Annotated in this window: 23 protein-coding genes and 11 pseudogenes; 27 read left to right on the forward strand and 7 right to left on the reverse strand. The window is 72.4% G+C overall.

Features of this window, described 5'->3' with window-relative positions:
• Window positions 1–108 precede the first annotated feature (108 nt).
• Both ACZ8AI_RS08985 and ACZ8AI_RS08990 read left to right on the forward strand, forming a co-directional pair.
• Window positions 109–552: pseudogene (locus ACZ8AI_RS08985) on the forward strand (histidine phosphatase family protein); the annotation flags it as partial.
• 20 nt (window positions 553–572) lie between these two features.
• On the forward strand, window positions 573–764 hold the full coding sequence (locus tag ACZ8AI_RS08990) for a hypothetical protein (protein ID WP_464858165.1): 192 nt from the start codon (window positions 573–575) through the stop codon (window positions 762–764).
• A 120-nt stretch (window positions 765–884) separates the two neighbouring features.
• Here ACZ8AI_RS08990 and ACZ8AI_RS08995 read toward each other — a convergent pair.
• Window positions 885–2,609 (reverse strand): annotated as a pseudogene (locus ACZ8AI_RS08995) (glycerol-3-phosphate dehydrogenase/oxidase).
• A 221-nt stretch (window positions 2,610–2,830) separates the two neighbouring features.
• On the opposite strand from ACZ8AI_RS08995, the pseudogene ACZ8AI_RS09000 reads away from it, so the two are divergent.
• The 7 genes and pseudogenes from ACZ8AI_RS09000 to ald all read left to right on the forward strand — a co-directional run bounded on the left by ACZ8AI_RS09000 (window position 2,831) and on the right by ald (window position 7,418).
• Window positions 2,831–3,789 (forward strand): annotated as a pseudogene (locus tag ACZ8AI_RS09000) (sugar-binding transcriptional regulator).
• A 30-nt stretch (window positions 3,790–3,819) separates the two neighbouring features.
• On the forward strand, window positions 3,820–4,095 hold the full coding sequence (locus ACZ8AI_RS09005) for a hypothetical protein (RefSeq protein WP_464857968.1): 276 nt from the start codon (window positions 3,820–3,822) through the stop codon (window positions 4,093–4,095).
• Between the two features lie 41 nt (window positions 4,096–4,136).
• Window positions 4,137–4,871, forward strand: a complete 735-nt coding sequence (locus ACZ8AI_RS09010) for a helix-turn-helix domain-containing protein (RefSeq protein ID WP_464857969.1) — start codon at window positions 4,137–4,139, stop codon at window positions 4,869–4,871.
• Window positions 4,872–4,941: 70 nt separating this feature from the next.
• Window positions 4,942–5,277, forward strand: coding sequence for an FAD-binding oxidoreductase (locus tag ACZ8AI_RS09015; protein WP_464857970.1), 336 nt, complete (start codon window positions 4,942–4,944; stop codon window positions 5,275–5,277).
• A gap of 257 nt (window positions 5,278–5,534) precedes the next feature.
• Window positions 5,535–5,792: pseudogene (locus ACZ8AI_RS09020) on the forward strand (FAD-binding oxidoreductase); the annotation flags it as partial.
• Between the two features lie 85 nt (window positions 5,793–5,877).
• A complete protein-coding gene (locus ACZ8AI_RS09025) occupies window positions 5,878–6,192 on the forward strand; it encodes an FAD-binding oxidoreductase (protein ID WP_464858144.1) in 315 nt (104 codons plus the stop codon).
• A gap of 127 nt (window positions 6,193–6,319) precedes the next feature.
• A pseudogene (ald, locus tag ACZ8AI_RS09030) lies at window positions 6,320–7,418 on the forward strand (alanine dehydrogenase).
• Here ald and ACZ8AI_RS09035 read toward each other — a convergent pair.
• Window positions 7,332–8,420 carry a tryptophan-rich sensory protein gene (locus ACZ8AI_RS09035; protein WP_464857971.1) on the reverse strand — a complete coding sequence of 363 codons (1,089 nt, stop codon included), beginning with the start codon at window positions 8,418–8,420 and terminating at the stop codon, window positions 7,332–7,334. The pseudogene ald and the gene ACZ8AI_RS09035 sit on opposite strands and share 87 nt — an antisense overlap.
• 241 nt (window positions 8,421–8,661) lie before the next feature.
• Between ACZ8AI_RS09035 and ACZ8AI_RS09040 the strand changes: the two are divergent.
• The 9 genes and pseudogenes from ACZ8AI_RS09040 (at window position 8,662) to ACZ8AI_RS09080 (ending at window position 15,802) form a co-directional block, all read left to right on the forward strand.
• Window positions 8,662–9,609 (forward strand): annotated as a pseudogene (locus ACZ8AI_RS09040) (CorA family divalent cation transporter).
• A gap of 10 nt (window positions 9,610–9,619) precedes the next feature.
• The gene (locus ACZ8AI_RS09045) at window positions 9,620–10,507 is read left to right on the forward strand and encodes a chloride channel protein (RefSeq protein WP_464857972.1); all 888 of its coding nucleotides are present in this window, start codon (window positions 9,620–9,622) and stop codon (window positions 10,505–10,507) included.
• Window positions 10,435–10,911: a chloride channel protein gene (locus tag ACZ8AI_RS09050; protein ID WP_464857973.1), complete on the forward strand. Its 477-nt coding sequence runs from the start codon at window positions 10,435–10,437 to the stop codon at window positions 10,909–10,911. The genes ACZ8AI_RS09045 and ACZ8AI_RS09050 overlap by 73 nt, the downstream gene beginning before the upstream one ends.
• Before the next feature lie 71 nt (window positions 10,912–10,982).
• Complete coding sequence (locus ACZ8AI_RS09055) at window positions 10,983–11,390, forward strand: hypothetical protein (protein ID WP_464857974.1); 408 nt, start codon at window positions 10,983–10,985, stop codon at window positions 11,388–11,390.
• Window positions 11,391–11,395: 5 nt separating this feature from the next.
• A pseudogene (locus tag ACZ8AI_RS09060) lies at window positions 11,396–12,687 on the forward strand (SufS family cysteine desulfurase).
• A gap of 17 nt (window positions 12,688–12,704) precedes the next feature.
• A pseudogene (sufU, locus tag ACZ8AI_RS09065) lies at window positions 12,705–13,133 on the forward strand (Fe-S cluster assembly sulfur transfer protein SufU); the annotation flags it as partial.
• A 408-nt stretch (window positions 13,134–13,541) separates the two neighbouring features.
• On the forward strand, window positions 13,542–13,823 hold the full coding sequence (locus ACZ8AI_RS09070; protein ID WP_464857975.1) for a GNAT family N-acetyltransferase: 282 nt from the start codon (window positions 13,542–13,544) through the stop codon (window positions 13,821–13,823).
• A 108-nt stretch (window positions 13,824–13,931) separates the two neighbouring features.
• Window positions 13,932–15,288, forward strand: a pseudogene (locus ACZ8AI_RS09075) (LLM class flavin-dependent oxidoreductase).
• A gap of 4 nt (window positions 15,289–15,292) precedes the next feature.
• A complete protein-coding gene (locus ACZ8AI_RS09080; protein WP_464857976.1) occupies window positions 15,293–15,802 on the forward strand; it encodes an N-acetyltransferase family protein in 510 nt (169 codons plus the stop codon).
• A gap of 75 nt (window positions 15,803–15,877) precedes the next feature.
• Here ACZ8AI_RS09080 and ACZ8AI_RS09085 read toward each other — a convergent pair whose 3' ends face one another.
• On the reverse strand, window positions 15,878–16,420 hold the full coding sequence (locus ACZ8AI_RS09085; protein WP_464857977.1) for a VOC family protein: 543 nt from the start codon (window positions 16,418–16,420) through the stop codon (window positions 15,878–15,880).
• 24 nt (window positions 16,421–16,444) lie between these two features.
• Window positions 16,445–17,323, reverse strand: a complete 879-nt coding sequence (locus ACZ8AI_RS09090; protein ID WP_464857978.1) for an SGNH/GDSL hydrolase family protein — start codon at window positions 17,321–17,323, stop codon at window positions 16,445–16,447.
• Between the two features lie 186 nt (window positions 17,324–17,509).
• Here ACZ8AI_RS09090 and ACZ8AI_RS09095 point away from each other — a divergent pair, with 186 nt between their 5' ends.
• The 3 genes and pseudogenes from ACZ8AI_RS09095 to ACZ8AI_RS09105 form a co-directional block, all read left to right on the forward strand.
• Window positions 17,510–19,069 (forward strand): NCS1 family nucleobase:cation symporter-1, encoded by a 1,560-nt coding sequence (locus ACZ8AI_RS09095; RefSeq protein ID WP_464857979.1) that lies wholly within the window; start codon window positions 17,510–17,512, stop codon window positions 19,067–19,069.
• Between the two features lie 260 nt (window positions 19,070–19,329).
• Window positions 19,330–19,979 (forward strand): annotated as a pseudogene (locus ACZ8AI_RS09100) (aspartate/glutamate racemase family protein).
• A 198-nt stretch (window positions 19,980–20,177) separates the two neighbouring features.
• A pseudogene (locus ACZ8AI_RS09105) lies at window positions 20,178–20,261 on the forward strand (hypothetical protein); the annotation flags it as partial.
• A 10-nt stretch (window positions 20,262–20,271) separates the two neighbouring features.
• Here ACZ8AI_RS09105 and ACZ8AI_RS09110 read toward each other — a convergent pair.
• Window positions 20,272–20,541, reverse strand: a complete 270-nt coding sequence (locus tag ACZ8AI_RS09110) for a hypothetical protein (protein ID WP_464857980.1) — start codon at window positions 20,539–20,541, stop codon at window positions 20,272–20,274.
• Here ACZ8AI_RS09110 and ACZ8AI_RS09115 point away from each other — a divergent pair.
• The 6 genes from ACZ8AI_RS09115 (at window position 20,536) to ACZ8AI_RS09140 (ending at window position 24,706) form a co-directional block, all read left to right on the forward strand.
• Window positions 20,536–20,721, forward strand: a complete 186-nt coding sequence (locus ACZ8AI_RS09115; RefSeq protein WP_464857981.1) for a hypothetical protein — start codon at window positions 20,536–20,538, stop codon at window positions 20,719–20,721. The genes ACZ8AI_RS09110 and ACZ8AI_RS09115 overlap by 6 nt on opposite strands.
• Before the next feature lie 103 nt (window positions 20,722–20,824).
• Window positions 20,825–21,406, forward strand: a complete 582-nt coding sequence (locus ACZ8AI_RS09120) for an amidohydrolase family protein (protein ID WP_464857982.1) — start codon at window positions 20,825–20,827, stop codon at window positions 21,404–21,406.
• Window positions 21,394–21,834, forward strand: coding sequence for a hypothetical protein (locus ACZ8AI_RS09125; protein ID WP_464857983.1), 441 nt, complete (start codon window positions 21,394–21,396; stop codon window positions 21,832–21,834). Before ACZ8AI_RS09120 ends, ACZ8AI_RS09125 begins: the two co-directional genes overlap by 13 nt.
• On the forward strand, window positions 21,807–22,259 hold the full coding sequence (locus ACZ8AI_RS09130) for an aminotransferase class V-fold PLP-dependent enzyme (RefSeq protein WP_464858145.1): 453 nt from the start codon (window positions 21,807–21,809) through the stop codon (window positions 22,257–22,259). Before ACZ8AI_RS09125 ends, ACZ8AI_RS09130 begins: the two co-directional genes overlap by 28 nt.
• A gap of 357 nt (window positions 22,260–22,616) precedes the next feature.
• Window positions 22,617–23,876, forward strand: coding sequence for a hydantoinase/carbamoylase family amidase (locus ACZ8AI_RS09135; protein ID WP_464857984.1), 1,260 nt, complete (start codon window positions 22,617–22,619; stop codon window positions 23,874–23,876).
• Between the two features lie 539 nt (window positions 23,877–24,415).
• Window positions 24,416–24,706, forward strand: a complete 291-nt coding sequence (locus tag ACZ8AI_RS09140; protein WP_464857985.1) for a hypothetical protein — start codon at window positions 24,416–24,418, stop codon at window positions 24,704–24,706.
• Here the strand turns inward: ACZ8AI_RS09140 and ACZ8AI_RS09145 are convergent.
• A complete protein-coding gene (locus tag ACZ8AI_RS09145; RefSeq protein ID WP_464857986.1) occupies window positions 24,673–25,308 on the reverse strand; it encodes an SRPBCC family protein in 636 nt (211 codons plus the stop codon). The two genes, ACZ8AI_RS09140 and ACZ8AI_RS09145, sit on opposite strands and share 34 nt — an antisense overlap.
• The gene (locus tag ACZ8AI_RS09150; protein ID WP_464857987.1) at window positions 25,305–25,880 is read right to left on the reverse strand and encodes a GNAT family N-acetyltransferase; all 576 of its coding nucleotides are present in this window, start codon (window positions 25,878–25,880) and stop codon (window positions 25,305–25,307) included. The genes ACZ8AI_RS09145 and ACZ8AI_RS09150 overlap by 4 nt, the downstream gene beginning before the upstream one ends.
• Window positions 25,881–25,910 lie beyond the last annotated feature (30 nt).

Here is a 25,910-nt window from a genome sequence, read left to right on the forward strand (position 1 = left end):
CGTGCGTCGCGCGTCGCGCGTCGTGCGTCGCGCGTCGTGCGTCGTGCGACGTCGCCGATGTCGTACCGAGTCGCCGGACACCCGCACCCCGTTCCGTAGGGTGGCTGCATGCGACTGCTGCTCATCCGCCACGGCCAGACCCCCGCGAACGTGAACGGCGTCCTCGACGCCGAGGTGCCCGGGCCCGGCCTGACGGAGCTCGGGCAGCGGCAGGCCGACGCGCTCCCCGCCGCCCTCGCCGACCGGGGGATCGAGCGGCTCTTCGCCTCGACGATGGTCCGGACGCAGGTCACCGCGGCACCGCTCGCCGCCGCGCTCGGGCTCGAACCGGTGGTGCTGCCCGGCCTCCGCGAGATCGAGGCCGGCGAGACCCAGGGCAAGCGCGACAAGGTGTCCGTGCAGATGTACATCTCGACGGTGCACGGCTGGTCCGCCGGCGACCGCAGCACCCGGATGCCCGGTGCCGAGAGCGGCGACGAGTTCTTCGCGCGCTACGACGACGCGATCCGACAGATCGAGGCGACCGGTGTCGACGTCGCGGCGGCGGTGAGCCACGGCGCCGCGATCCGGACGTGGGCGAGCGCGGCCGCGCACAACACCCCGGACGAGTTCGGCACGAGCGGCACCTGGAGAACACCGGCATCGTCGAACTCGAGGGGTCGTTCGCCGACGGCTGGCGCCTGGTCGACTGGGAGGGCGAGCCCGTCGGCGGCGAGGACCTCGTCGACCGGACGGCGCAGGACCCGACCGGCGAGCGGTTCTGACCCGGCCCCCAACCCCGGCCCGCCCGGTCCCCTCCGCCAAAACGCAACGACGGCGGTTGCTCAGCGAGGTACCGCTGCGAGCAACCGCCGAGGTTGCGTTTTGCGAAAGGGAGGGTGGGGTCAGGCGAGCTGCGACGCGGACGTCAGCGGCACGATGACGCCGTGCGACTCCCGCAGGACGTCGAGGGTGCGCTGGACCTCGTCCGCGCGCTCCTCCGGCGTCCAGCCGAGGGTCTCGGCCATCACGTCGGCGAGCTCGTCGAGCAGGTCGATCGTGACGCCGCCGACGAACGCCAGGTTCGTGCGACGCAGCACGACGTCGACCAGGTGCACGGCCTGCTCGTGGCGGGCGAAGTACGCGACCTCGGCGCGGGTGAGCGACGGCTCGGACTCGAGCGCCTCGACCGAACCGTCGACCGATCGGTCGACGACCTCGGCGGCACGGGTGCCATAGCGCTCGAGCAGCCCCTCGACGATCGACGCGTCGAGGCCGTCGCGGTGCGACTTGATCCACAGGGCACGCTGCGCGTCGGTGGTCGGGTACTCCTTGCCACCGCCGATCGGCATGCCCGTGGTGTCGACCTTGCGGGTCATGCCGAGCTTCTGCGTGGCCTCGGTGGAGAGGTGCGCGGCGAGGGCGCGGAAGGTCGTCCACTTGCCGCCGACGAGCGACAGCACGGTGCTCTTCGGCAGCCCGGCGATCGGGGTGTCCACGATCCGGTAGTCACGCGACACGAACCCGGGGGCGGTGTCCTCGTGACGGGGGAGCGGACGGATGCCGGAGTAGCTGTACACGATGTGGTCGCGCGTGACGTCGATCTGCGGGAACACGTGCTTCACGAGTCCGAAGAAGTAGTCGATCTCCTCGTCGGTCGTGGTGACCGGCTTCGAGGGGTCGGCGTCGATGTCGGTCGTCCCGATGAGGACCCGCCCCTTGAGCGGGTAGATGAGGACGATGCGGCCGTCGTTGTTCTCGAAGAACAGCTCGCGGCCCTTCGTCGCCTCGAGCAGCTCGGGGTTGTCGACGACGATGTGGGAGCCCTTGGTGCCGCCCATGAACTTCGTCTCGCCGCCGAACGCGCCGTTGGTCAGGTCGGTCCAGGGGCCGGAGGCGTTGATGACGACGTCCGCCGTGAAGACGAACTCGTCGCCGGTCTCGCGGTCGCGCAGGACCACGCCGCCGTCACGCGTGCCCGCGGCCTCGACGTAGTTGACTGCGCGTGCCTTGTCGGCTCCCGCGGCCAGGCCGTCCTTGAGGACGTCGAGCGCCAGGCGCTCCGGCTCGTGGACACTCGCGTCGTAGTAGGTGCCCGTGTACTTCAGGTCCTTGTTGAGGGCCGGCATGTCCTCGAGCGCGGCCTTCTTGGTGCGGAAGACGTGCTTCGGGACGGAGCCGCCGTCACGCCGAAGGAGTCGTAGATCGTCATGCCGATCTTGATGAGCATCGCGCCGCGCTCCTTCGTGGAGCGCTGCTTGTGCGTGAGCATCCGCAGGGCGCGTTCATGATGCCGGAGAACGTCGAGAAGATCGGCATCGTGGTCTGCAGCGGCTTGACGTAGTGGGCGATGCGGATCAGGCCGTTGCGCTCCCCTGCACGCTCTCGCGCACCAGTCGGAACTCGCCGTTCTCGAGGTAGCGGATGCCACCGTGGATCATGTGGCTCGAGGCGGCCGAGGCGCCCGAGGCGTAGTCGCCGCGCTCGACGAGGGCGACGTCGACGCCCTGCAGGGCGAGGTCGCGGAAGGTGGCGATGCCGTTGATGCCGCCACCCACGACGAGGACCTGTGCGTTCGGGCGCTCCGTGAGCGCGTTCACCGTGTTCCGGGGCTGCGTCTTCTTCGACATCTGCTGCGTCGCTTCCTTGATCGGTTCGTTGTGTTCGAGATGAATCGTGCGCCTCCGTGAGAAGCCGGGCAACTCGCGTGCACGAACGTGCAGCACACGTGTCGGACAGGCTCCAGAGCGGGTCTGGAGGCGCGACAGGGGTTGCAGAGGCCGTGCACGTCCGTGCATGTGGTTGCGTTCTACCGGATCAAGGAGCACCCGTGAGCGATGCGGCTCAGCCCATGCGGACGCAGCAGGCGCTGCGCGCCGCCCACCTGTACTACCTGCAGGACCTGACGATGGACGCGATCGCCGACGAACTCGGCACCTCGCGGTCGTCGGTGTCCTCGCCTGCTCAAGTACGCCAGGGACACCGGGCTCGTCGACATCCAGATCCGCTCGCCCCTCGACCAGGCCGCCGCGCTCAGCCGGAGCATCCGTTCCCGCTTCGGGGTGCACGCGCACGTCGCCGGTGCCGGACCACACGAGCGACGTCGACCGCCTGGAACGGGTCGCCCTGTCCGCCGCGCGCATCCTGACGCAGTACGTCGAGTCGAACAGTGGTGATCGGCATCTCGTGGGGGGTCGACCGTCAGTGCGGTCAGCCGCTACCTCGTGCCGAAGACCCGCGACGGCTCACCGTCGTGCAGATCAACAGAGCCGCGAACACCCGCACCACGGGCATCGTCTACGCGTCCGAGATCCTCGGTCGGTTCGGCGAGGCCTACGGCGCGTTCGTGCAGCAGTTCCCGGTGCGCGTTTCTTCGACGACCCGGCGACGAAGGAGGCCCTGTTCAGGGAGCGCTCGATCCGCCGCGTGCTCGACCTGCACGAGCGGATGGACCTCGTCGTGTTCGGCGTCGGCGCGCCGCAGGCCCCGGTGCCCTCGCACGTCTACTCGGGGCGGCTACCTCGACCCGGAGGACCGCGACGAGCTGACGAAGGCCAAGGTCGTCGGCGACGTGTCGACCGTCTTCTACCGGGCCGACGGGTCGTGGAAGGACATCGGCGTGAACGCGCGGGGGGGGGCTCCGGACCTCGACACGATCAAGCGCGCGCCGCGCCGGGTCTGTGTCGTCGCGGGCCGTTCCAAGGCGGCCTGCTCCGCGGTGCGCTTGCAGCCGGACTGGTCACGGACCTCATCCTCGACGAGAGCGTCGGGCAGGCGATCCTCCAGCCCCTGAGTCACGATCTGATCTAGTTTGTCGGTGGTGCCCCGTAGGTTCTGGGCATGGTGCCCATTTCCGAGACCCTCACCGACACCCGGTACTACCGGCGACTCGTCGGCACCGACATCGACGAAGCGCTGACCTTCTTCGGGGGCGACTACGACTTCCGGTCGCCGAAGGTGCGACGAACCCGGCCGACGGCCCACTGGGACTTCGCGGGCGTCGGCGACGACTGGAGTCGCTGCGGTCGTCGCGGTTCCTCGTCGACCTGCGCACCGACAGTCGGACCGACGGCGAGTTCCTCGTCGCGTGGACCAGCCGGGGGTCCAGCACGCTGACCCACGCCGGCGAGGACCACGACCTCGAGCCGGGCGTGCCGGTGGTCCTGCCGTTCGCCGAGTCGTTCGAACTGCACCACCACGACATCGGGATGAACATCGTCCAGCTCGACGCGGACTTCTTGCGGACCGTCGCGGGCGACGACGACTTCGCGTTCGAGGCACTCCGGCGACCCACCGCCGAGGGGATGCGTGCGTGGCAGTCCGTCGTCCACGGGTACTCGTCGACCTGGCTCGACGTCGACACGGAGATGACCCCGACGATCCAGCGCGACATCGCCGAGGCGTTCGCCACCGCGGCGATCGCAGCTTTCCCGGAGCGCAACCGTTGGCGGTCGACGGTGACCGGCACCGGGCCCGAGCACGAGCGGCTGCGACGGGCGCTCGAGTTCGTGCACGAGCACGCGCGCGAGCTGATCGGCACGCCGGAGATCGCGGCGGCCGCCGGCCTCAGCCCCCGCGGGTTGCAGCAGTTCCTCCGGCGCCACCTCGACCAGACGCCGGGCGACCTGCTGCGCGGCGTCCGGCTCGACGGCGCCCGCGCCGACCTGATCCGCAGTGACCGCGACGACACCTCCGTGGCGGACGTCGCCCGGGCGTGGGGGTTCGGGCACCTCGGACGCTTCCTCGGCCACCTACCGCGCACGCTTCGGTGTGCTGCCGAGCGAGTCGCTGCGCTCGCGCTGACAGCGGTGCTCGGTAGCGTGGCGGCATGGACACCGTCGTCACCGCCCTCCGGTCCGCCCTCGACGACCCGGACGGCACGCTCGTCCTGACCGACCCGGCCGTGCTCGACGCGGCACTGGACCGACAAGTCCGGTTGGACCGCGCCCGGCGGCCGTCGCCGTGGTCGAGGCCCGGACGGTCGAGCACGTCCAGGCCACCCTCCGCACCTGCACCGCGCTGGGCGTCCCGGTCGTCCCGCGGGGTGCCGGCACCGGACTGGCCGGGGGTGCGAACGGCACCGAGGGCACGGTGGTGCTCAGCGTGGCGCGGATGAACCGCATCGTCGGCGTCTCGACGGAGGACGAGTTCGCGATCGTCGAACCCGGTGTGCTGAACGGCGACCTGAACGCGGCGGTCGCGGAGCACGGGCTCCGGTTCGCGCCGGACCCGGCGAGTGCGGCGATCGCGAGCGTCGGCGGCAACATCGCGACGAACGCCGGGGGACTCGCTGCGTGAAGTACGGCGTGACGAGGGAAGCGGTGCTCGGACTCGACGTCGTGCTCGCCGACGGTCGACTGGTCTCGACCGGACACCGCACGGTCAAGGGCGTGACCGGGCTCGACCTGACGGCGCTCCTGGTCGGCTCCGAGGGCACCCTCGGCGTGATCGTCGGCGCGACCGTCCGGCTCGTCCCGATCCCGGCGGGGGAGCCGGCGACCCTCGGCGCGGTCTTCCCGTCCGTCGAGTCGGCCGCCCGGGCCGCGGCGCTCGTCGTGACCGGAGCCGACCGCCCGTCGACGGTGGAGCTCCTCGACGCGGCCGCCCTCGAGGGCATCGCCGCGTACCTCGGGCCGGACGTGATCGCCCAGACCGTGGGGAGCACCGCGGCGGGCGAGGTGTTCCTGCTCGTCGAGTACGACGGACCGGGTGCGACCCAGGCTGCGCTGGCGGCTGCACCGTGCCTCCAGTCCGAGGGCGGCACCGTCCACCTGGCCGCGTCGGCCGAGGAACGCGAGCGCCTGCTCACCATCCGGCGGTCGTTCCACCCGGCGATGGAGGCACGGGGCCGGGTCCTCATCGAGGACGTCGCGGTGCCCCGCAGCCGGCTTCGCCGAGATGTTCGCCCGGGTCGAGGCGATCGGCGAGCAGTACGGGATCGCGATCCCGACCGTGGCGCACGCGGGCGACGGCAACCTGCACCCGAACTTCGTGTTCGCGGGCGACAGTCCCGCCGCACGTGTGGCAGGCGGCGGACGCGATGTTCCGTGCGGCGATCGAACTCGGCGGGACGCTCACCGGGAGCACGGGGTGGGTGTCCTCAAGCGGCGGTGGATCCGCGACGAGCTCGGCGACGACGTGCTCGAGCTGCAGCGCACGATCCGGCGGGTGTTCGACCCGGCGGGGATCCTCAACCCCGGCAAGGTGTTCTGAGCGGTCTCGCGAATCCGGTGACACGGATCGGCGGTTCTGCAGAAGATCGTTCGGCCGCTAACCCCCGCTGTAACGAATCCGGTGCTCAATGGACGGGACGACAGCACCGCCCACGAAGGAGTCTGCAATGCGCATCGGCATTCCCACCGAGATCAAGAACAACGAGTTCCGCGTCGCCGCCACACCGGCCGGAGTCGCCGAGCTCGCACTGCACGGCCACGAGGTCCTGGTGCAGGCCGGAGCGGGCGACGGCTCGTCCTTCCCCGACGCCGAGTACGCCGAGGCCGGTGCGACGATCGTCCCGACCGCGGCCGAGGTCTGGGAGCGCGCCGACATGATCATGAAGGTCAAGGAGCCGGTGGCGTCCGAGTACGCCTCGATCCGCCCAGAGCAGGTCCTCTTCACGTACCTGCACCTGGCGGCGGACCGGCCCCTGACCGACGCGCTCATGAGTCGGGCGCGACCGCGATCGCCTACGAGACGGTCCAGCTGCCGGACCGCTCGCTGCCGCTGCTCTCGCCGATGTCCGAGATCGCCGGACGGCTCTCCGCGCAGGTCGGCGCGCACCACCTCATGCGCGTGCACGGCGGTCGCGGACTGCTGCTCGGCGGGGTCCCCGGCGCGCCGAAGGGGCGCGTCGTCGTGATCGGCGGCGGCGTCGCGGGCGAGCACGCGGCCACCATGGCGCTCGGCCTGGGCGCCGAGGTGACCGTCTTCGACATCAGCCTGCCGCGGCTGCGCGCGCTCGACGCCCGGTTCGACGGACGGATCACGACGCTGCGGTCGTCGGCACACGCGATCGCGGAGGCGCTGCGGGACGCCGACCTCGTGATCGGGTCCGTGCTCATCCCGGGGCCCGGCGCCGAAGCTCGTCACGGACGCCATGGTCGCGGACATGCAGCCCGGGTCGGTGCTCGTCGACATCGCGATCGACCAGGGCGGCTGCTTCGAGGGCTCGCACCCGACCACCCACGACGACCCGACCTTCGCGGTGCACGACTCGGTGTACTACTGCGTGGCGAACATGCCGGGCGCCGTTCCGCGCACCCTCGACGATCTCGCTCACGAACGCGACGCTGCCCTACGCCGTGGCGATCGCGGACCGCGGGTGGCAGGACGCGACCGCGGCGGACCCGGCGCTAGCGCTCGGGGTGAACGTGCACGCGGGACAGGTCGTGAACGACGCCGTCGCCGCGGCGCACGGGCTGGTGGCCGCCGCGCGCTGAGCGGCTGCGGCGCCGCCGGCCGCCCGCCCGCCGCCCCCCCGCCGCCCCGCCCGCCGCCCTCGCCCGCCCGCCCGCCCGCCGCCGGGCGGGATTCGCTGAGCGACACTTCTCGCGGCCACGACCCCGAGAAGTGTCGCTCAGGGCGAAACGCTCGTCGCGCCGGGCGGCTGTCAGGACATCTGTCGCTCCGGCAGCACGGACGCACCGTGCCCACTCCGCCCCGCGCGTCCGGCGACCCAGCCGACCCGCGCCCGCACCACGAGGGTCACGACGACCGCCGCAGCCGCCGCGACCACCGCCGCCACCGCCGTCGGCGTCGACACGAGCGGCCCGTCGAGCCGCGCGACCGCCACCCACACCAGCCCCCACGCGAGCGCGGCGGTCGGCGCGAGGCGCCCGCGGCCCCACACCGCGAGCAGCACCCCGACGAGCCCGGCGACGGCGGCGACGAGCACGCCCCAGACGTCCTGCCCGAGGCCGAAGCCCCGGAAGCCCGCCGCCGTCAGGACCGCAGCCAGTGTTGGCCGCCGTCGCGACGCAGACCCAGCCGAGGTACAGGCCGAAGGTCCCGTCGGTGACGATCGCCGACACGATGCCGGACGGCCGCGTACGGCGCAGGATCGCGAAGACCCAGACGAGCACGACGAGCAGCGCGACGATGATCGGTTCGCTCAGCCACAGGAACCCGAACTGCACGGACAGGATCCACGCGGCGTTCAGGAGCAGCGAGAGCACGACCGGCACCGCGAGGCGTGCGTGACGGTCGTCGTCGGCGGTGCGGAAGCACTGGCGGACGGCGTACGCCAGCAGCCCCACGTAGATGACGCTCCAGATCGAGAACGCCGGGCCGTCCGGGGCGATCGCGGTCGAGGACGCCGAGAGCGCCCCGCCCGCGGCGTCCTGGATCGGGGTGCCCCCGGCGGCCCCGGAGCCCACGAACGCGCCGACGACCGCGACGACGGCGCTCACCGCGACGGCGATCCGCTTCCAGATCCTCTTCATGACAGTCCCTTTCGTCAGCATGCTGATGACCTGCACCGTAGGCGCACGGTCACCACCGGCGCGCAGCGTGCGTCCAGGCAGACGGGGGACGGCCGGGAGGCGCGCGGCGGCGCCGCCACGCGCCTCCAGGCCGGAAGCCGCTCACCCTGCGTACGGTGGTGGCGTGACCGTCGAGCTGAACACCGTCTACGTCGACCGGATCGCCCCGATCCCGAGTCCGTCGCTCGACGACACCTTCCGGATGCTCGAGGACCAGGGCGCCAGCGCGTGCATCGTGCTGCACCAGCCCGACGCCGAGGAGCTCGGCGACGTCGCGGTCGCGCTGGGCCTGCACGAACTGGCGGTGGAGGACTCCGCCGAGGGGCACCAGCGACCGAAGCTCGAGCGCTACGGCTCGACGCTCTTCGTCGTGCTGAAGCCGGCGCTGTACAACGACCGTGCGGAGGAGGTCGAGTTCGGCGAGGTGCACGCCTTCGTCGGCGAGGACTTCTTCCTGGTGGTGGTCAAGGCCGATCCCGAGGGGCGCGGACCGTGCCGCGGGCCCTGCAGCGGATGAGCGGGAAGCCCGGGCTCGTGACGGTCGGCCCGCAGGCGCAGGCTCTGGGCCCTGATGGACACGATCGTGGACGGCTACGTGCCGGTCATCGACGGCCTCGAGGAGGACATCAACCAGATCGAGGACCAGCTGTTCGCGGGCGAGGCCGGCGTCTCGCGGCGCATCTACGAGCTCTTCGGCGAGGTCGTCGACTTCCAGCGCGCCGCTCGTCCACTGATCCACATCATCGAGAACCTGCACCGGGGCGCCGAGAAGTACCACCTGCCGGTGGAGATGCAGCGACCGTTCCGCGACGTCCTCGACCACGCCATCCGGACGGTGGAGCGCCTGGACACCTTCCGGCAGCTGCTGCAGAACGCGCTGACGGTCGACTCCACGCTCGCGGCGCAGAAGCAGAACGACGACACGAAGAAGATCTCGGGGTGGGGCGGCGATCCTGTTCGCGCCGACGCTGGTCGCCGCGATCTACGGCATGAACTTCACGCACATGCCCGAGCTGCGTGGCCCTCGGCTACCCGCTGGCGATCGTCGCGATGGTGGTGTTCGCGGCGGTGCTCTGGGTGGTGTTCAAGGTCAAACGCTGGTTCTGAGCGGCGACGCCGTGTGACGGGGCGGGATCGGGGCAGCCGTTAGGCTTCCCGACATGCCGCACACGGGACACGCGACACGGACGACCCCGCTCTGGGCGCTCAAGCTGGCCGTGATCACGGCGCTGGTGGGGGTCGCCGGAGGCATCGCCGGGATCGCGGTGTGGCTCGCGCTGCAACTCATCCAGTTCGTCGCGTTCGGGTACCCGTTCGGCGGGCACCTCGAGGCGGCGGACGCCCTCGTCGCCCTCAACCGCTTCCTCGCGCTCGTCGCCGCCGGTGTCCTGACCGGGTTCGCCTGGTGGGCCCTCCGTCGCTGGGGTCGACCGATCGTCTCGGTGCCCGCGGCCGTCGGCGGCAAGCGGATGCCCGCGCTCGCGACGGTCGCGAACGCCGGCGTGCAGATCCTGGCCGTCGGACTCGGCGCCTCGATCGGCAAGGAGGTGGCACCGCGCGAGATCGGCGCCTGGCTGTCCCAGCTCGTCACCGCCCGGGCCGGTCTGACCGCCCGCGAGACGAAGATCCTCGTCGCCTGCGGTGCCGCCGCCGGCCTCGCCGCCGTGTACGACGTCCCGCTCGGCGGTGCGCTCTTCGCGGTCGAGGTGCTGCTCGGCGAGATCAGCTTCGCCACCGCGCTGCCGGCGTTTGCGACGAGTGCGGTCGCGGCCGTCGTCGCGCGCCTGGTGATCCCGGACGAGGTGCTGTACCACGTGCCGGCGACGCACCTCTCGCCGTCCCTGCTGGTCTGGGCGGTGGTGGTCGGCCCGGTGCTGCTCGCGGTGCGTGGGGTTCGTGAAGCTCGGCGAACCAGCTGCAGGGCATCGCGCCGAAGGGGTGGCACCTGCTCGTCGTGCTCCCCGTCGTGTTGGCGATGGTCGGCCTCATCGCGGTCCCGTTCCCGGAGATCCTCGGCAACGGGCGGGCGCTCGGCCTGGTGGCGATGAACGCGTCGCTCGACGACGGCACCGTGGCGGGCATGGCCCCGATCGTGCTCCTGCTGGTGCTCGGCCTGGTCCGGACGATCACGACCTCGGCGACGATCGGCGCGGGAGCGGTCGGCGGCACCCTCACCCCGTCGATCGCGATCGGCTCGGCGGTCGGCGGCGGACTCGGCGGGCTCTGGCTCCTGCTCTGGCCGACGGACTCGCAGGGCCTCACCGCCTTCGCGTTCATCGGTGCCGCGGCGTTCCTCGCGACGACGATGCGCGCGCCCTTCACCGCCCTCGTGCTCGTGGTCGAGTTCACCCAGGAGGGCACGGACATCCTCATCCCGTCGCTCCTGGCCGTGTCCGGCTCCGTCGCGGTCGGCTACGTGCTCGCACGACGCCGCAGCGCGCAGATGGTCTGAAGCGCGCAGATCGGCCTACCATCGGCTGCACGACGGAGCGACGGGCTCCGCACGATGCGAGGAGCAGGCCGATGGCGGGGTTCGACGACATCACGAAGAAGGCGCAGGAGTTCCTGAAGGACGGCAAGGTCCAGGACGCCCTGAAGAGCGAGCAGGCCGAGGGGGTCAGCGACAAGGTCCTCGACGGCGTCGCGGGACGCCGTGAAGAAGGCGACCGGCGGCAAGTTCGACGAGAAGATCGACGGCGCGCGCGACGCCGCCGACAAGCACGTCGGCAACCAGTAGCCGTCCGAGCGGCCGGCAGCCGTCCGAGCGGCCGGCAGTCGTCCGAGCGGCGGCAGCCGTCCGAGCGGCCGGCAGTCGTCCTGACAGCGAGCACACCGACCCGGGCGACGACGCCCGGGCTGGCGTGCGTTCGCCGTGGGCAGGTGCCGGTCGACTGGACGCCGGACCGCGCACGCACCACCATTGTCTGGTGACTGTCGTGGCGCCGAACCAACCGCTCACCGAGTCCGAGGTCGAAGCGATCAAGCGGGACTTCCCGATCCTCCAGCAGGAGGTGAACGGGTTCCCGCTCGCCTACCTCGGCTTCGGTGCCACCGCCGAACGACCCCGGCAGGTGCTCGACGCCGAGCGCCGGTTCCTCGAGCACGACAACGCCGCCGTCCACCGCGGCGCGCACACGCTCGCGGCCCTGAGCACCGACGCCTACGAGGACGCTCGCGCCACCGTCGCCGGCTTCATCGGTGCCGCGGCCCGACCGAGGTCGTCTGGACCTCGAACGCGACCGACGCCCTCAACCTGGTGGCGTACGGCATCGCGAACGCCAGCCGCGGCCGTGGCGGCACCCCCGCCGAGCGCTTCGGATCGGCCCGGGCGACGAGGTCCTCGTCACCGAGGCCGAACACCACGCGAACCTCGTGCCGTGGCAGGAACTCGCCGCCGCCACCGGCGCGACGCTCCGCTGGGTGCCGGTCGCCGACGACGGCACCTGGACCGCCGAGGACGCCGTCGCCCTGGTCTCCGAGCGCACGAAGGTCGTCGCGTTCGCGCACGTGTCGAACGTCACCGGCATGATCGCGCCCGTCTCGGCGGTCGTCGCGGCGGCCCACGCCCACGGCGCCCTCGTCGTGCTCGACGCCTGACCAGTCCGCCCCGCACGGCCGCTCGACGTGCAGGAGCTCGGCGTCGACTTCGCCGCGTTCTCGGGGCACAAGATGCTCGGCCCGAACGGCATCGGCGTGCTCTGGGGACGCCAGGAGCTCCTCGACGCCCTGCCCCCGTTCCGCACCGGCGGCTCGATGATCACCACGGTGACGATGGAGCACAGCGAGTTCATGCCCGCGCCCGAGCGGTTCGAGGCGGGGACGCAGCCCGTGTCGCAGGCCGTCGCGCTCGCCGAGGCGGTGCGGTACCTGCAAGGCATCGGCATGGAGCGGGTGCGCGCGCACGAGGAACACCTCGCCCGGCGGCTGCTCGACGGCCTGGCGTCGATCCCCGGGATCCGGTCCGATCGGCCCGCCCGCGGGGTGCCCCGGTCCGGTCTCGTGTCGTTCGACGTCGACGGCGTGCACGCGCACGACGTCTCGCAGTACCTCGACGCGCAGGGGATCGCGGTCCGCTCCGGCCACCACTGCGCCCAGCCCCTGCATCGCAGGCTCGGGCCGACGGCGACGAGCCGCGCCAGCACGTACGTGTACACGACCGAGCAGGACGTCGACCGCTTCCTCGTCGCGGTCGGCGAGATCCCGTGCGTACTTCGGAGCGACCTCGTGAACGGCCTCGACTCGCTCTACCAGCAGGTCATCCTCGACCACGCCAAGGCCCGGCACGGAGACGGCGAGCTGCCCGACGCGGATGCCGCCCACTTCGAGCGGAACCCCACCTGCGGCGACGAGATCACCGTCCGCCTGCGGCTCGAACCGGGGACCGACCGCATCGCGGCGCTCGCCTGGCAGGGCGACGGCTGCTCGATCTCGATGGCGTCGGCGTCCGTCCTCACCGACATGGCCGTCGGTCGCACGGTGCCGGAACTGCAGGCGCTCACCGAGGAGTTCCGCACCATGATGCGGTCCCGCGGCGTGGGCGAGCCCGACGAGGACGTCCTCGAGGACCTGGTCGCCTTCCACGGCGTCTCCAAGTTCGTGATGCGCGTGAAGTGCGGGATGCTCGCGTGGGTGGCGGCCGAGGCCGCGGCGCGTGAGGCGACCGTCCGCCCGTGACGTGACCGGTCGACGGCCTGGAGGCGCGGGGCGGGCCCGCACCGCGCCTCCAGGCCGTCGGTCCAGCCGTCCGGACCGGCGGGAGACGGCTCCGGGGGGAGCATGATCGGACCGTGCAGTACACGACGCGGTTGCTGACGGAGGAGACCTGGCCGGACTTCGCCGCGCTCGTGGAACGCAGCAACGGCGTCTGGGGCGGCTGCTGGTGCATCGGGTTCCACCCCGACGCCGCCGAGGTCCGCGCGGACCCGGACGTCCGGAACGAGGACGCCAAGCACCGGCACGTCCGGGCGGGGACCAACCACCAGGTGCTCGTGTACGCCGACGGCGTGGCGGTGGGGGTGGTGCCAGTTCGGGCGTCCGACGGAGCTGCCCGGCATCCAGAACCGGAAGGCGTACGAGCGGGACGTGGCCGCGGCGACACCACCGGACTGGCGCATCGGCTGCGTCTTCGTGGAGTCCCGGCACCGTGGCCACGGGGTCGCCCGGGCAGCCGTCACCACGGCGCTCGAGGAGATCCGCCGTTCCGGCGGCGGGGTGGTCGAGGCGTACCCGGAGCAGACGGCCGAGCGCCCGCCGCAGCGCGGGGCGTACCTGCACACCGGACCGGAGGAGCTCTTCACCGCGTTCGGGTTCGTCCGCGACCGCCGGATCGCGAAGTGGCGCTGGGTGATGCGGGCCACGGTCTGACCGCGACGTCACGGTTCGTCACCGTGCGTGACCAGCGGCGGACCGGCACGTAGCGTCGCGGTCGTGAGCGATCCGAAGCAGCGACAGATCCGGTTCAACGCGTTCGACATGAACTGCGTGGCGCACCAGTCCTCCGGGCTCTGGCGGCACCCGCGGGACCGGTCGCGGCACTACAACGACCTGTCCTACTGGACCGAGCTGGCGAAGACGCTCGAGCGCGGGGCGTTCGACGGCGTCTTCATCGCCGACGTGCTCGGGACGTACGACGTGTACGGCGGCACGGACGAGGCGGCGCTGAGCACCGCGTCGCAGGTGCCCGTGAACGACCCGATCCTGCTCGTGTCGGCGATGGCTGCGGTGACCGAGCACCTCGGCTTCGGCATCACCGCCGGCACCGCCTACGAGCACCCGTACCCGTTCGCCCGGCGCATCTCGACCCTCGACCACCTGACGAAGGGCCGCATCGGCTGGAACGTGGTGACCGGGTACCTGCCGAGCGCCGCGCGCAACATGGGGCAGACCGACCAGCTCGGCCACGACGACCGGTACGACGTCGCGGACGAGTACCTCGAGGTCCTCTACAAGCTGTGGGAGGGCTCGTGGGAGGACGACGCGGTCGTCGAGGACCGCGAGACCGGGGTGTTCACCGACCTGTCGAAGGTGCACCCGATCGGGCACCACGGGAAGCACTTCGACGTCCCCGGCATCCACCTGTCCGAGCCGTCGGTGCAGCGGTCCCCGGTCATCTACCAGGCGGGTGCCTCGCCGCGCGGGATCCGGTTCGCGGCCGAGAACGCGGAAGCCGTGTTCGTCGGTGCCCCGACCCTGCCGCAGCTGGCGGCGACGGTGCGGGAAGATCCGCGACGCCCTGGAGGCAGCTGGTCGCGACCGGTACGCCGCTCGCGTCTACACACTGCTCACGATCATCACCGACGAGACCGACGAGGCCGCGCAGGCCAAGTACCGCGACTACGCCTCCTACGCGTCGGAGCTCGGTGCGCTGGTGCTCAACTCCGGCTGGACCGGCGTCGACCTGTCGCAGTACGACCTCGACGAGCCGCTCGGGAACATCGAGTCGAACGCGATCCAGTCGACGGCCGCGAACCTGTCGGCGGCCACGGGTGAGGACGGTGCGAACTGGACGGTGCGGGACATCGCGAAGCACACCGCGATCGGCGGGCTCGGGCCCGTCGCGGTCGGCTCCGGCGCCACCATCGCCCAGCAGCTCGTGGACATCCAGGAGCAGACCGACGTCGACGGGTTCAACCTGGCGTACGCGGTGAGCCCCGGCACGTGGGAGGACGTGATCGAGTTCGTCGTGCCCGAACTCCGCGCGCGGGGCGTGTACCCGGACGGCTACCAGGACGGCTCCCTCCGGCACAAGCTGCACGGGCGCGGAGACCGGCTCCCGGAAGAGCACCGCGGCGCCTCCTTCCGGATCGCCAGCGACGCCGTCGTAGGGTGAGCGGGTGATCGGTGCCTCCTTCGTCGTGCGGACCGCGACCCAGGACGACACCGATGCGTGCGTCGAACTCTGGGTGGCGGCGGTGGCGACGCGGGACGGCGTGCCGGAGTCCGACGCGGTGCGCTCCCGGGCGTGTGCGAAGTTCGCCGCGGAGCGCGTGGTGCTGGTCGTGGCGTCGGAATCCGAGGCGGTCGACGCCGCGCTCGTCGGGTTCGCCCTCGTGACCGCACCGGGCACCGGGCTGCCCGACGACCCGGCGGACGCCGCCTACCTGTCGCTCCTCGCCGTCGACCCGCGGGCACAGGGACGAGGGCTCGGGCGTTCCCTGCTGCGCGCCGCGGTCGCCGAGGCCGGGCGCGCCGGCCACCGACGGTGCCTGCTGCACGCGCTCGAGGACAACGCGCCGGCGCTCGCGCTCTACCGGAGCGCCGGGTTCCGTCCGGTCGGGCCGGTGTTCCCGCACGCGCTGAACTTGCGACCGACCCGCGCGTGGGTGGCCGGTCCTGCGCGCTGACGGGTCCTGCTCGCTGACGGGTCCCGCTCGCTGACGGGTCCCGCTCGCTGACGGGTCCCGCGCTGACGGGTCCCGCTAGCTGACGGGGACGGAGCTCCCCGCGCTGCGGACGGCGTCGGCCGTGGTCGGCCAGGGCGCCCACTTCGCCCGGGGTGCCTGCAACAGGTACGGCTGCGGCGTCGGGTAGCTGACGAGCTCGAGGGTCGACCCCCACGGCGTCCGGGTGTAGACGAAGCGGTTGCCGTCGCCGGCCTCGAGCCCGCGCAGGTCGCGCGGGTCCGAGTTCCGGCTCCCGCCCGCGGCCTCGACCCGGGCGAGCGTCTCGTCGAGGTCGTCCGTGTAGATCGCCAGGTGCTGCCACCCCAGGTCGGAGGGGAGCGACGCGCCGTGCTGGTCCGTGCCGAGGTACTCGAACAGCTCGAGCCCCGGCCCTTCGGGGAGCGCGAGCATCCGGAACGCGCCCTGCGCCATGCTCCGTGGGATCCCGAGGTAGCGGTGCGCCTCGGGGGAGTCGTTCGGCGCCTCAGTGCGGCACCGCATGTCGTACAGGACGACGGCGTCGAACGCCGCCTCGAAGAACGCCGTGGCTGCGTCGATGTCCGGCACCGTGACGCCCACGTGGTCGATCACTGATTCCCCTGGTCATTGCTGTTGTCTAGCAGCGCCGTCGCGGCCCGTCGCAGCCCGGGCAGCACGGTGCGACATCACTGCGGCATGCCGCACGATCACCCCGGCTGTGGTGATGTTCAGCCCTTGCAGGACGTTCGGTGTGGCAGTCGTCCACGTCGGGAACGTCGCCGACCGGCCGTCGCCGGAGGATCGGCGGGTGACGCGACGGCCCACCCACGGCAGCACGTGCTCGCGGTAGTAGCGGGCCTCCTCGCGGAGGCGTCGTCGGCCGGCCGGGGCCTCGGTCGGGACCACCGGCGCGGGGCCGTCCACGACGGCGTGCAGGGCGAGGTCGGCGACGCGCTGGTGGCCGGTCGCGTTCATGTGCAGTCGGTCCTCGGACCAGAACTCGGCGCGGCGCAGGTGGTCGTCGCGGGAGACGTCGACGAACGGCAGGTCGTGTCGACGGGCGAGGTCGCCGAGCGCCTCGGCCCAGGCGTCGCCGCGGCGGTTGATCAGGGGCCCCAGGGGCAGTCGGGCGCTGGGGTCGGCCGGGCTGAGCAGGGCGATCCGGACCCCGCGGTCGAGCACGGTGGTCACCGCTGCCTCGAGTGGGCCGATGAGCTGGTCGGCGTCGAAGCGCGGGCGGAGCAGGTCGTTGCCGCCACCGCAGAAGGTGATGAGCGTCGGTGCGGGGTCGAGGGTGAGCGCCGCGTCGAGCTGCCCGTCGAGGACCCCGGCCAGCAGCCGCCCGCGGACGGCGAGGTTGGCGTACGAGACGGGTGCACCGAGGTGGTCGGCCATGCCGCTGGCGAGCCGGCCCGTCCACCCGGGGAACGGGACCGCGCCGGCATCGCCGACCCCTTCGGAGAAGCTGTCGCCGATGGCCACGTAGCGGGTGTCGTACTGCATCCCGCCATCATCGTGCACAAGCCTGTGCAAGTTCCTGGCGGCCATCGCCGGCTGGAACGGTCGTTTCAGGCCCGTCGCTCGGACACACGACCGTTACACGGGGGGAAACGGGCGCATCGAAGAGGCTTCGTAGCGTCGTGCGCAGAGGCGGGCACCGCTCGCCCTTCCCACTCCTCGGAGGACGCAATGGCTACAGAGATCCAGGCCCCGGTCGCCGTGCCCCACGCCCCCTTCACCACACCGGCCCCCGCCGGTGCCGGTGTCGTCAAGCCCGGGTACGACCCGGCGCTCACGAACGAAGACCTCGCCCCGCTGCGGAAGCAGTCGTGGACGAGCTACAACATCTTCGCGTTCTGGATGTCGGACGTGCACTCGGTCGGCGGGTACGTCACCGCCGGGTCGCTCTTCGCGCTCGGCATCGCCAGCCGGCAGGTGCTCATCGCCCTGGTGGCCGGCATCCTCATCGTGCAGGTGTTCGCGAACCTCGTCGCGAAGCCGTCGCAGCGCACCGGGGTGCCGTACCCGGTCATCAACCGCGCGGTGTTCGGCGTCCTCGGCGCGAACGTCCCCGCCATCATCCGCGGCCTCATCGCGATGGCCTGGTACGGCGTGCAGACCTTCCTCGCCGCGCAGTCGCTCAACATCATCTTCCTGAAGTTCATCCCGGCGTCGGCGGGGCTCCTCGAGCACTCGTTCCTCGGGCTCTCCGCGCTCGGCTGGATCTCCTACGCGATCCTCTGGGTCGCCCAGGGCGCCCTGTTCTGGATGGGCATGGACGCGATCAAGAAGTTCATCGACTGGGCCGGTCCCGCGGTCTACGTCGTGATGATCGCCCTCGCGGTCTACCTCGTCAGCCAGGCGGGCATCGGCAACATCTCGTTCACGCTCTCGGCCGGCGAACCGCTCTCGTTCGGCGCGAGCATCCCGGTGATGCTGTCCGCGATCGCCCTCGTGGTCAGCTACTTCTCCGGCCCGATGCTCAACTTCGGCGACTTCTCCCGCTACGCGAAGTCCTTCGACGCGGTCAAGCGCGGCAACCTCTGGGGGCTGCCGATCAACTTCCTGTTCTTCTCGGTGCTGACCGTGCTCTGCGCCAGCGCCACGGTGCCGGTGTTCGGCAAGCTCATCACCGACCCGATCGAGACCGTGCAGGCCATCGGCGCACCGTTCGCGATCCTGCTCGGCGGCCTGACCTTCGTCACCGCCACCGTCGGCATCAACATCGTCGCGAACTTCATCAGCCCCGCGTTCGACTTCTCGAACGTCGCCCCGCGGCGGATCAGCTGGCGCGCCGGCGGCATGATCGCCGCGGTCGGTTCGGTGCTGCTCACCCCGTGGAACTGGTACGGCAACGACCAGGCGATCCTCTACACGCTCGGTGTGCTCGGCGCGCTGATCGGCCCGTTGTTCGGCATCCTCATCGCCGGCTACTACATCGTCGCGAAGCAGCGGGTCGCGGTCGACGACATGTACACGAAGGACCCGACGGCGCGGTACTGGTACGCGAAGGGGTTCAACCCGAACGCGATCTGGACCCTCGTCGTCACCGGCGCCGTGTCGGTCGCCAGCGCGGTCCTGCCGCCGGCGCTCGGTGTGCTCCCCGTGGCTGTCGAACTACAGCTGGTTCATCGGCTGCGCGCTCGGACTCGTGGTCTTCTGGGCCTCGAGCGGGTCCGGCCGAGCATGCCCGTCCTCGACGCCGACGACCCCACGGTCGACGACGGCGCCGCCACCGGCCGCGCCTGACCCCGTCGCCGCGACCCGTCCTCCACAGGCGGGTCGCGGCGGCCGGCCGTCCACCGACCACGGTCACGGCCTGGAGGCGCGGCTCGCCTCCGCCACGATGGTCACCACCCAGCACCACGCTCCACGCACCACCGGAAGGACCCCGATGCGCATCCGTGTCGTCAACCCCAACACCACCGCGTCGATGACGCGGAGCATCGGAGCCGCCGCTGCGGCGGTCGCCGGCCCCGGCACCGTCGTCGAGGCCGGTCAACCCGACGATGGGGCCGGCCTCGATCGAGAGCCACTACGAAGAGGCGCTGGCCGTGCCCGGGCTGCTCGAGCAGATCGCGATCGGGGAACGGGACGGGGTGGACGCGTACGTCGTGGCCTGCTTCGGCGACCCCGGGCTCGACGCCGCACGCGAGGTCGCCGGCGGCCCCGTGATCGGCATCGCCGAGGCGGCCTTCCACGCCGCCGCGATGCTCGGCCGGCGCTTCGGCGTCGTCACCACGCTCGCCCGGACCACGGCCGTGCGCACGAGCTCGCCGAGCGGTACGGCTTCGCGTCGCTCGTCACCGAGATCCGGGCGTGCGAAGTCCCGGTGCTCCGGCTCGGGGACCCGACCTCCGGCGCGCGTGGACTCGTCGTCGAGGAGTGCCGGGCCGTGCTCGCCGGGGGAGCGGACGCGGTCGTGCTCGGGTGCGCCGGGATGGCCGACTTCTGCGCCGAGGTCTCGCGCGAGGTCGGGGCGCCGGTGGTCGACGGCGTCGCCGCCGCCACCGTGCTCGCCGAGTCGCTCGTGCGCCTCGGGCCGACGACGGGCAGACGTGGCGAGTACGCCGCGCCACCCGCCAAGCCGATGTCGGGACTGCTGGCGGGGTTCGAACGCCACCCGTCGGTCGCCGTGACGGTCGGGGCGGGCGCATGACGCGCCTCCAGGCCGACCTCGTCCTGCGCGCAGGACGCGCGTGGATCGACGGCGCCTTCCGTCCCGCGGCGGTCGTCGTGCGCGACGGCCGGATCGACGCCGTCCTGCCGGTCGACGCCACGGTCGCCGCAACGGTGGACCGGACCTGTCCCCGACGACCAGGTCCTGCTCCCCGGACTCGTGGACACCCACGTGCACGTGAACGAGCTGGGCCGGACCGAGTGGGAGGGCTTCGCGTCCGCCACCCGGGCCGCCGCCCTCGGCGGGGTCACCACCGTCATCGACATGCCGCTCAACCTCGATCCCCGCGACGACCACCGTCGACGCGCTCGCCGTCAAGCAGGCGAGCGCCGAGGGCCGGGTCGCGGTCGACGTCGGGTTCTGGGGCGGAGCCGTCCCGGCGAGCCTCGGATCGCTCGACGCACTGCACGACGCCGGCGTCTTCGGCTTCAAGTGCTTCACCGCGCCGTCCGGCGTCGACGAGTTCCCACACCTCGAGCCCGCGCAGCTCCGGGCCGCGATCGAGGAGGTCGCCCGCATCGACGCGCTCCTCATCGTGCACGCCGAGGACCCCGCGTTCCTGGTCGACCACGACGCCCTCGGCGACCACTACGACGACTTCCTGGTCACCCGACCCGTCGACGCCGAGCGGTCGGCCATCGCCCGGGTGATCGACGGTGCGCGGCGACCGGGCGCGGTGCATCGTCCTGCACCTGTCTCGACGCCGGCGCCCTGCCGATGATCCGGGCCGCGAAGGACGACGGCGTGCGGATCACGGTCGAGACCCGCCCGCACTACCTCGCGTTCGAGGCCGGCACGATCCCGGACGGTGCGACCGAGTACATGTGCTGCCCGCCGATCCGCGACGACGCCAACCGGGACGCCCTCTGGGCGGGCCTGCTCGACGGCACGATCGACATGGTCGTGTCGGACCACTCGCCCTCCACCGCAGACCTCAAGGTCGACGACTGGGACTCGCCTGGGGTGGCATCGCCGGACTGCAGGTCGGGTTCCGCGCGGTGTGGACCGAGGCGTCGCGTCGCGGCGTCCCGCTCGAGGACCTGCTCCCGTTCTTCACGACCGGCCCCGCAGCGCTCGCCGGCTTCGCCGACCGCGGCGTGGTCGCCCCCGGCGCGCTCGCCCACTTCGCGGTCTTCAACCCGTCCGCCACGGCCGTCATCGACGTGGCCGGCCTCGCGCACCGCAACCCGGTCTCCGCGTTCGCCGGCCTGGAGGCACGGGGCCTGGTCACCGAGACCTGGCTGCGCGGGCAGCTGGTCGCCACGGCAGCGGACGGCGCACCGCCGTCACGGGGCGGCTCGTGCCACGACCGGTGCCAGCGACCGCGACGGTCCCCGCAACACGTCTGTAACGATCGTTCCGATATCCTCGGACCAGGAACGGAGGAACCACCATGCTCCCAGTGAACCCGCCCGCACGCCTCCTCATGGGGCCCGGTCCGATCACCGCCGACCCGCGCGTGCTCCGGGCGCTGTCGACCCCGCTCGTCGGGCAGTACGACCCGTGGATGACCACCACGATGAACGAGACGCAGGCGCTCTACCGGCAGGTGTTCGGTACCGACAACGAGGCCACCGTGCTCGCCGACGGCACCTCGCGCGCCGGCATCGAGGCGCGCTGTGTCGCTGCTGGCCCCCGGCGACCGGGTGCTCGTGCTGGTGTTCGGCCGCTTCGGCACCTGCTCGCCGAGATCGCCGGACGGGCGGGTGCCGAGGTCCACACGATCGAGACCGCCTGGGGGCAGGTCTTCACCCCGTCCGCCGTCGAGGAAGGATCGTCCGCGTCCGGCCGAAGGTCCTGGCCATCGTGCAGGGCGACACCTCGACCACGATGAACCAGCCGCTCGACGAGCTCGGCGCGATCTGCGAGCGGCACGGCGTGCTGTTCTACACCGACGCGACGGCGACGATCGGCGGCAACCCGCTCGAGACCGACGCGTGGGGGATCGACGCCGTCAGCGCCGGGTTGCAGAAGTGCCTGGGCGGCCCGTCCGGCAGCGCACCCCTCACCCTGTCGCCGAAGGCCGTGGCGGTCCTCGACGGCCGACGCAGCGTCGAAGCGGGCATCCGCGAACCCGGTGACGAGGTCTCCGGACGACCCGATCCGGTCGAACTACCTCGACCTGGCGATGATCCTCGACTACTGGGGCCCGCGTCGGCTCAACCACCACACCGAGGCCGCCTCGATGCTCTACGCCGCCAACGAGTGCGCCCGCATCCTGCTGGAAGAGGGCCGCGACGCCGTCGTCGCCCGCCATGAGACCGCGGGCCGCGCGATGCTCGCCGGCGTCCAGGCCCTGGGACTCGGCGTCTTCGGCGACCTGGCGCACAGGATGCACAACGTCGGCGTGGTGGAGATCCCGTCCGACGTCGTCGGCGACCAGGTCCGCGCGGCGATGCCCTCGACGACCACGGCATCGAGATCGGCACGTCGTTCGGGCTCGCTGCACGGCAGGGTGTGGCGGATCGGCACGATGGGCTACAACGCCCGGAAGGACACCGTCGTGACCACGCTCGCCGCCCTCGAGCAGACACTCCGCCGCGCGGGGCACGCGGTCCCGCAGGGTGGGGGCGTAGACGCCGCGCTGGACGTGTACGCGGGTGTCCGGGTGCTCGCATGAGCGCCGCACCCGTCGTGGCCGCCACCGACCTGGCCACCACCGACGCCGAACTCGTGGCGGGGTGGTGCGACGAACTCGCGCTGATCACCGCGGAGACCGGCCGCATCACCCGCGTGTACCTGTCGCCCGAGCACGCCGCCGTCAACGCCGTCGTCGCCGGGTGGATGCAGGACGCCGGCCTGCGCACCTGGCAGGACGCCGCCGGCAACCTGCACGGGCGCGTCGACGGGGCGGAGCCGGACGCCCCCGTGCTGCTCCTCGGCTCGCACCTCGACACCGTGGTCGACGCCGGTCGGTTCGACGGCATCGTCGGGGTCCTCATGGCGATCCGGACCGTCGCACGCCTCACCGCCGACGGTCCGCTGCCGGTGGCGCTCGAGGTCGTTGCGTTCTCCGACGAGGAGGGCACCCGCTTCGGCAAGGCCCTGCTCGGCTCCTCCGCGGTCGCCGGCGTCTGGGACGAGTCGTGGTGGGACCTGGCCGACGGCGACGGCGTCACCCTCCGCCGCGCGTTCGAGGACTTCGGGCTCGACCCGTCACGGGTCGGCGAGGCCGCAGCGGACCCCGGCACGCTCGTCGGCTACCTCGAGGCGCACATCGAGCAGGGCCGTACCCTCGAGCAGGCCGGCCAGGCGCTCGGCGTCGTCACGAGCATCGCCAGCGCACGCCGCTTCACGGTCGAGGCCGTGGGCGAGGCCCGGCACGCCGGCGGCACCTCGTACGAGCGCCGCCACGACGCACTGCTCGCCGCCGCCGAGGCCGCCCTCGCCGTCGAGCGGATCTGCCGGGCGTCGCAGCACGTCGGCACGGTCGGCACCATGACCGTCGAACCGGGCGCAGTCAACGTCGTCCCCGGCCTCGCGCGGTTCTCGGTCGACCTCCGCGGGGAGTTCGACGAGGGACGCGACCGGGTGTGGGACGAGCTCACCAAGGCGTTCACGCTCATCGGGGAACGCCGCGGGGTCAGCGTGACGCCGACCGAGGTGCACCGCGCACCCGCCGTGTTCTGCGCGCCCCGGCTGATGGACGCCGTCCGCGCCGGGATCGAGTCGACGGGGGAGACCGAACCGATGGAGCTGTTCTCGCGGGCCGGACACGACGCGATGTCGCTCGGGCTCGTCACCGACGTCGCGATGCTCTTCCTCCGCAACCCGGACGGCATCAGCCACCACCCGGACGAGTTCGTCGCGACGGCGGACATCGCCCTCGGGCTCGACGCCCTCGCCGTCGCCGTGGACCGGGTGGCCCGCGCATGAGCACCGCCGGCCCCGACGTCCGCGCCCGCATCGACTCGGTCTGGGAGCAGCTCGCCGGCCGAGCGTCGGGTCGCCGCGATGGTCCGCCACGACCCGGAGCTCCTGCTCGTCGGCACCCTCCGCCGAGCTCGCCGCCGAGTCGGGCACCTCGAAGGCCACGGTCTCGCGGCTCGTCCGGTCGCTCGGCTTCCAGGACGCCGCCGAGGTCCGGGCGAACCTGATGTCGGCGCGCGGCACCGGACTGCCGTGGGCTATGGAGGACGCCGCCCACGTCGACCAGCGCGCCGTCGAGTCGCGCAACCTCGACGCCGCGTTCGCCTCGCTCGCGCGTGCCGACCGGCCCCGGCTCGCGCGGCGCATCGTCCGTGCGCGACGCGTCCTGGTGATCGGCGAACGCGGGGCCTTCCCCATCGCCCTGCAGCTCCGCGCCCAGCTCGCCCAGGTCCGACCCGACGTCCGGATCGGTCTCGGCGCCCGGGCAGCGCCTCGGGGAAGAGGTCGCCGACCTCGACCGCCGCGACCTCGTCGTCATCGTCACCGTGCGGCGGCACGCCTCCGGGATCGGACGGCTCGTCCGGCACTGCGTCGCGACCGGAGCCGACGTCGTCGTGCTCGGGGACCCGACTGCGGCGGTCATCGCCGCACCGGCTGCCACCGCGATCCTCTGCCCCGTCGACTCCCCGTCGGCGTTCGACTCGATGGCAGCGCTGTTCGCCGTGGTCGCGGCGGTCGCCAACGACGTGTACGAGGCGTCCGGACCGGGTGGCCGGGCGCGTGTGGACGCCGTCGCGAACGCCTACGAGGCGCTCGGCGAGCTCACCGCCCCGTGAGCGGGCAGGCGGTCGCGCCCGTCGGGGCCGTGCGCGTCGCGGTCGTGCGCATCGCCGTCGCGTGGAGTGCCGAGATCGCACTCCTGCGGGCCGACGCCGCCACCGAAGCCGCACGAACTGCGATCTCGGCGCTCGATCAGTCCTCGGCCGAGGCGCGGAGCTCGGCGGCGAGCGAGGCATTGCGCTCGGCGATCAGCCGCGGAAGGTAGCGCGCCAGCGCGACCCGTTCGGCCAGTCGGCCCAGCGGGCCGAACGGCGCCCGGAACTCGATCTCGTCCACCACTCCGCGTGCCGCGCGCCGACGGCTCGAAGCGGTGGAGGTGGTGGAACCGGGCGAACGGCCCACGCACCTGTTCGTCGACGAACCGGTGCGGCGCCTCCAGTGCGGTGATCCGACTCGTCATCCGCCACACGATCCCGAAGTGCCGTGCGCGCCAGGTGACGGTCTCGCCCAACCCGATCGTGCCGGAGGTCGTGCTGGCCACGGCACGCTCGCTGCTGCCGGCCATCGACCGCTCGTGCGCACCGATGTCGAGGGAGAGCGCGAACGCGCGGTCAGGCGGAGCGTCGAGTTCGGTGACGACGCGGAACGCGACGGTCACGCGTTGGGCCAGACCGTCGGCACCGAGCGGTCGTCGTCCCGCAGGACGGCCGCGATGAGCTGGTCGTGGCGCGCGCCGCGGTGGGAGACGCCGGATCGGAGTCGACCCTCGTACCGCAGGGCGAGCCGCTGGGCGATCGCGGCGGACGGGGCGTTCGTCGCGATCGCACGCCACTGCACCCGGACGAAGCCGAGCCCCTGCGGCGTCGGGGCGAACGCCCAGTCGAGGACGGCGCGCGCCGCCTCGGTCACGAACCCGTGGCCCCGTCCGTCGGGGTGCACCGCGTAGCCGATCTCCGCCGCACCGTCGACGAAGCCGAACAGGCCGACCGTGCCGAGCAGCCGGAGGTCGTCCGCACGTCGGATCCCGAACTCGTAGCGGGTGTCGGCCGCCCAACCGGGGCGCACGACCTCTGTGATCCAGTGCCGCGCTTCGGCGTGCCCGTACGGCACCGGGACCGGCGTGTACGCGATCACGTCCGGGTCGTTCGCGTACGCGACGACGTCGTCGGCGTCGGACTGGTCGGGGACGGAGAGCACGAGCCGGTCGGTGCGGAGCGTGACGGGGTCCATGGGCCGACCCTACCGACGTCGGGCGGCCGG

The sequence above is a fragment of the Curtobacterium sp. AC273 genome (genome assembly GCF_979253735.1).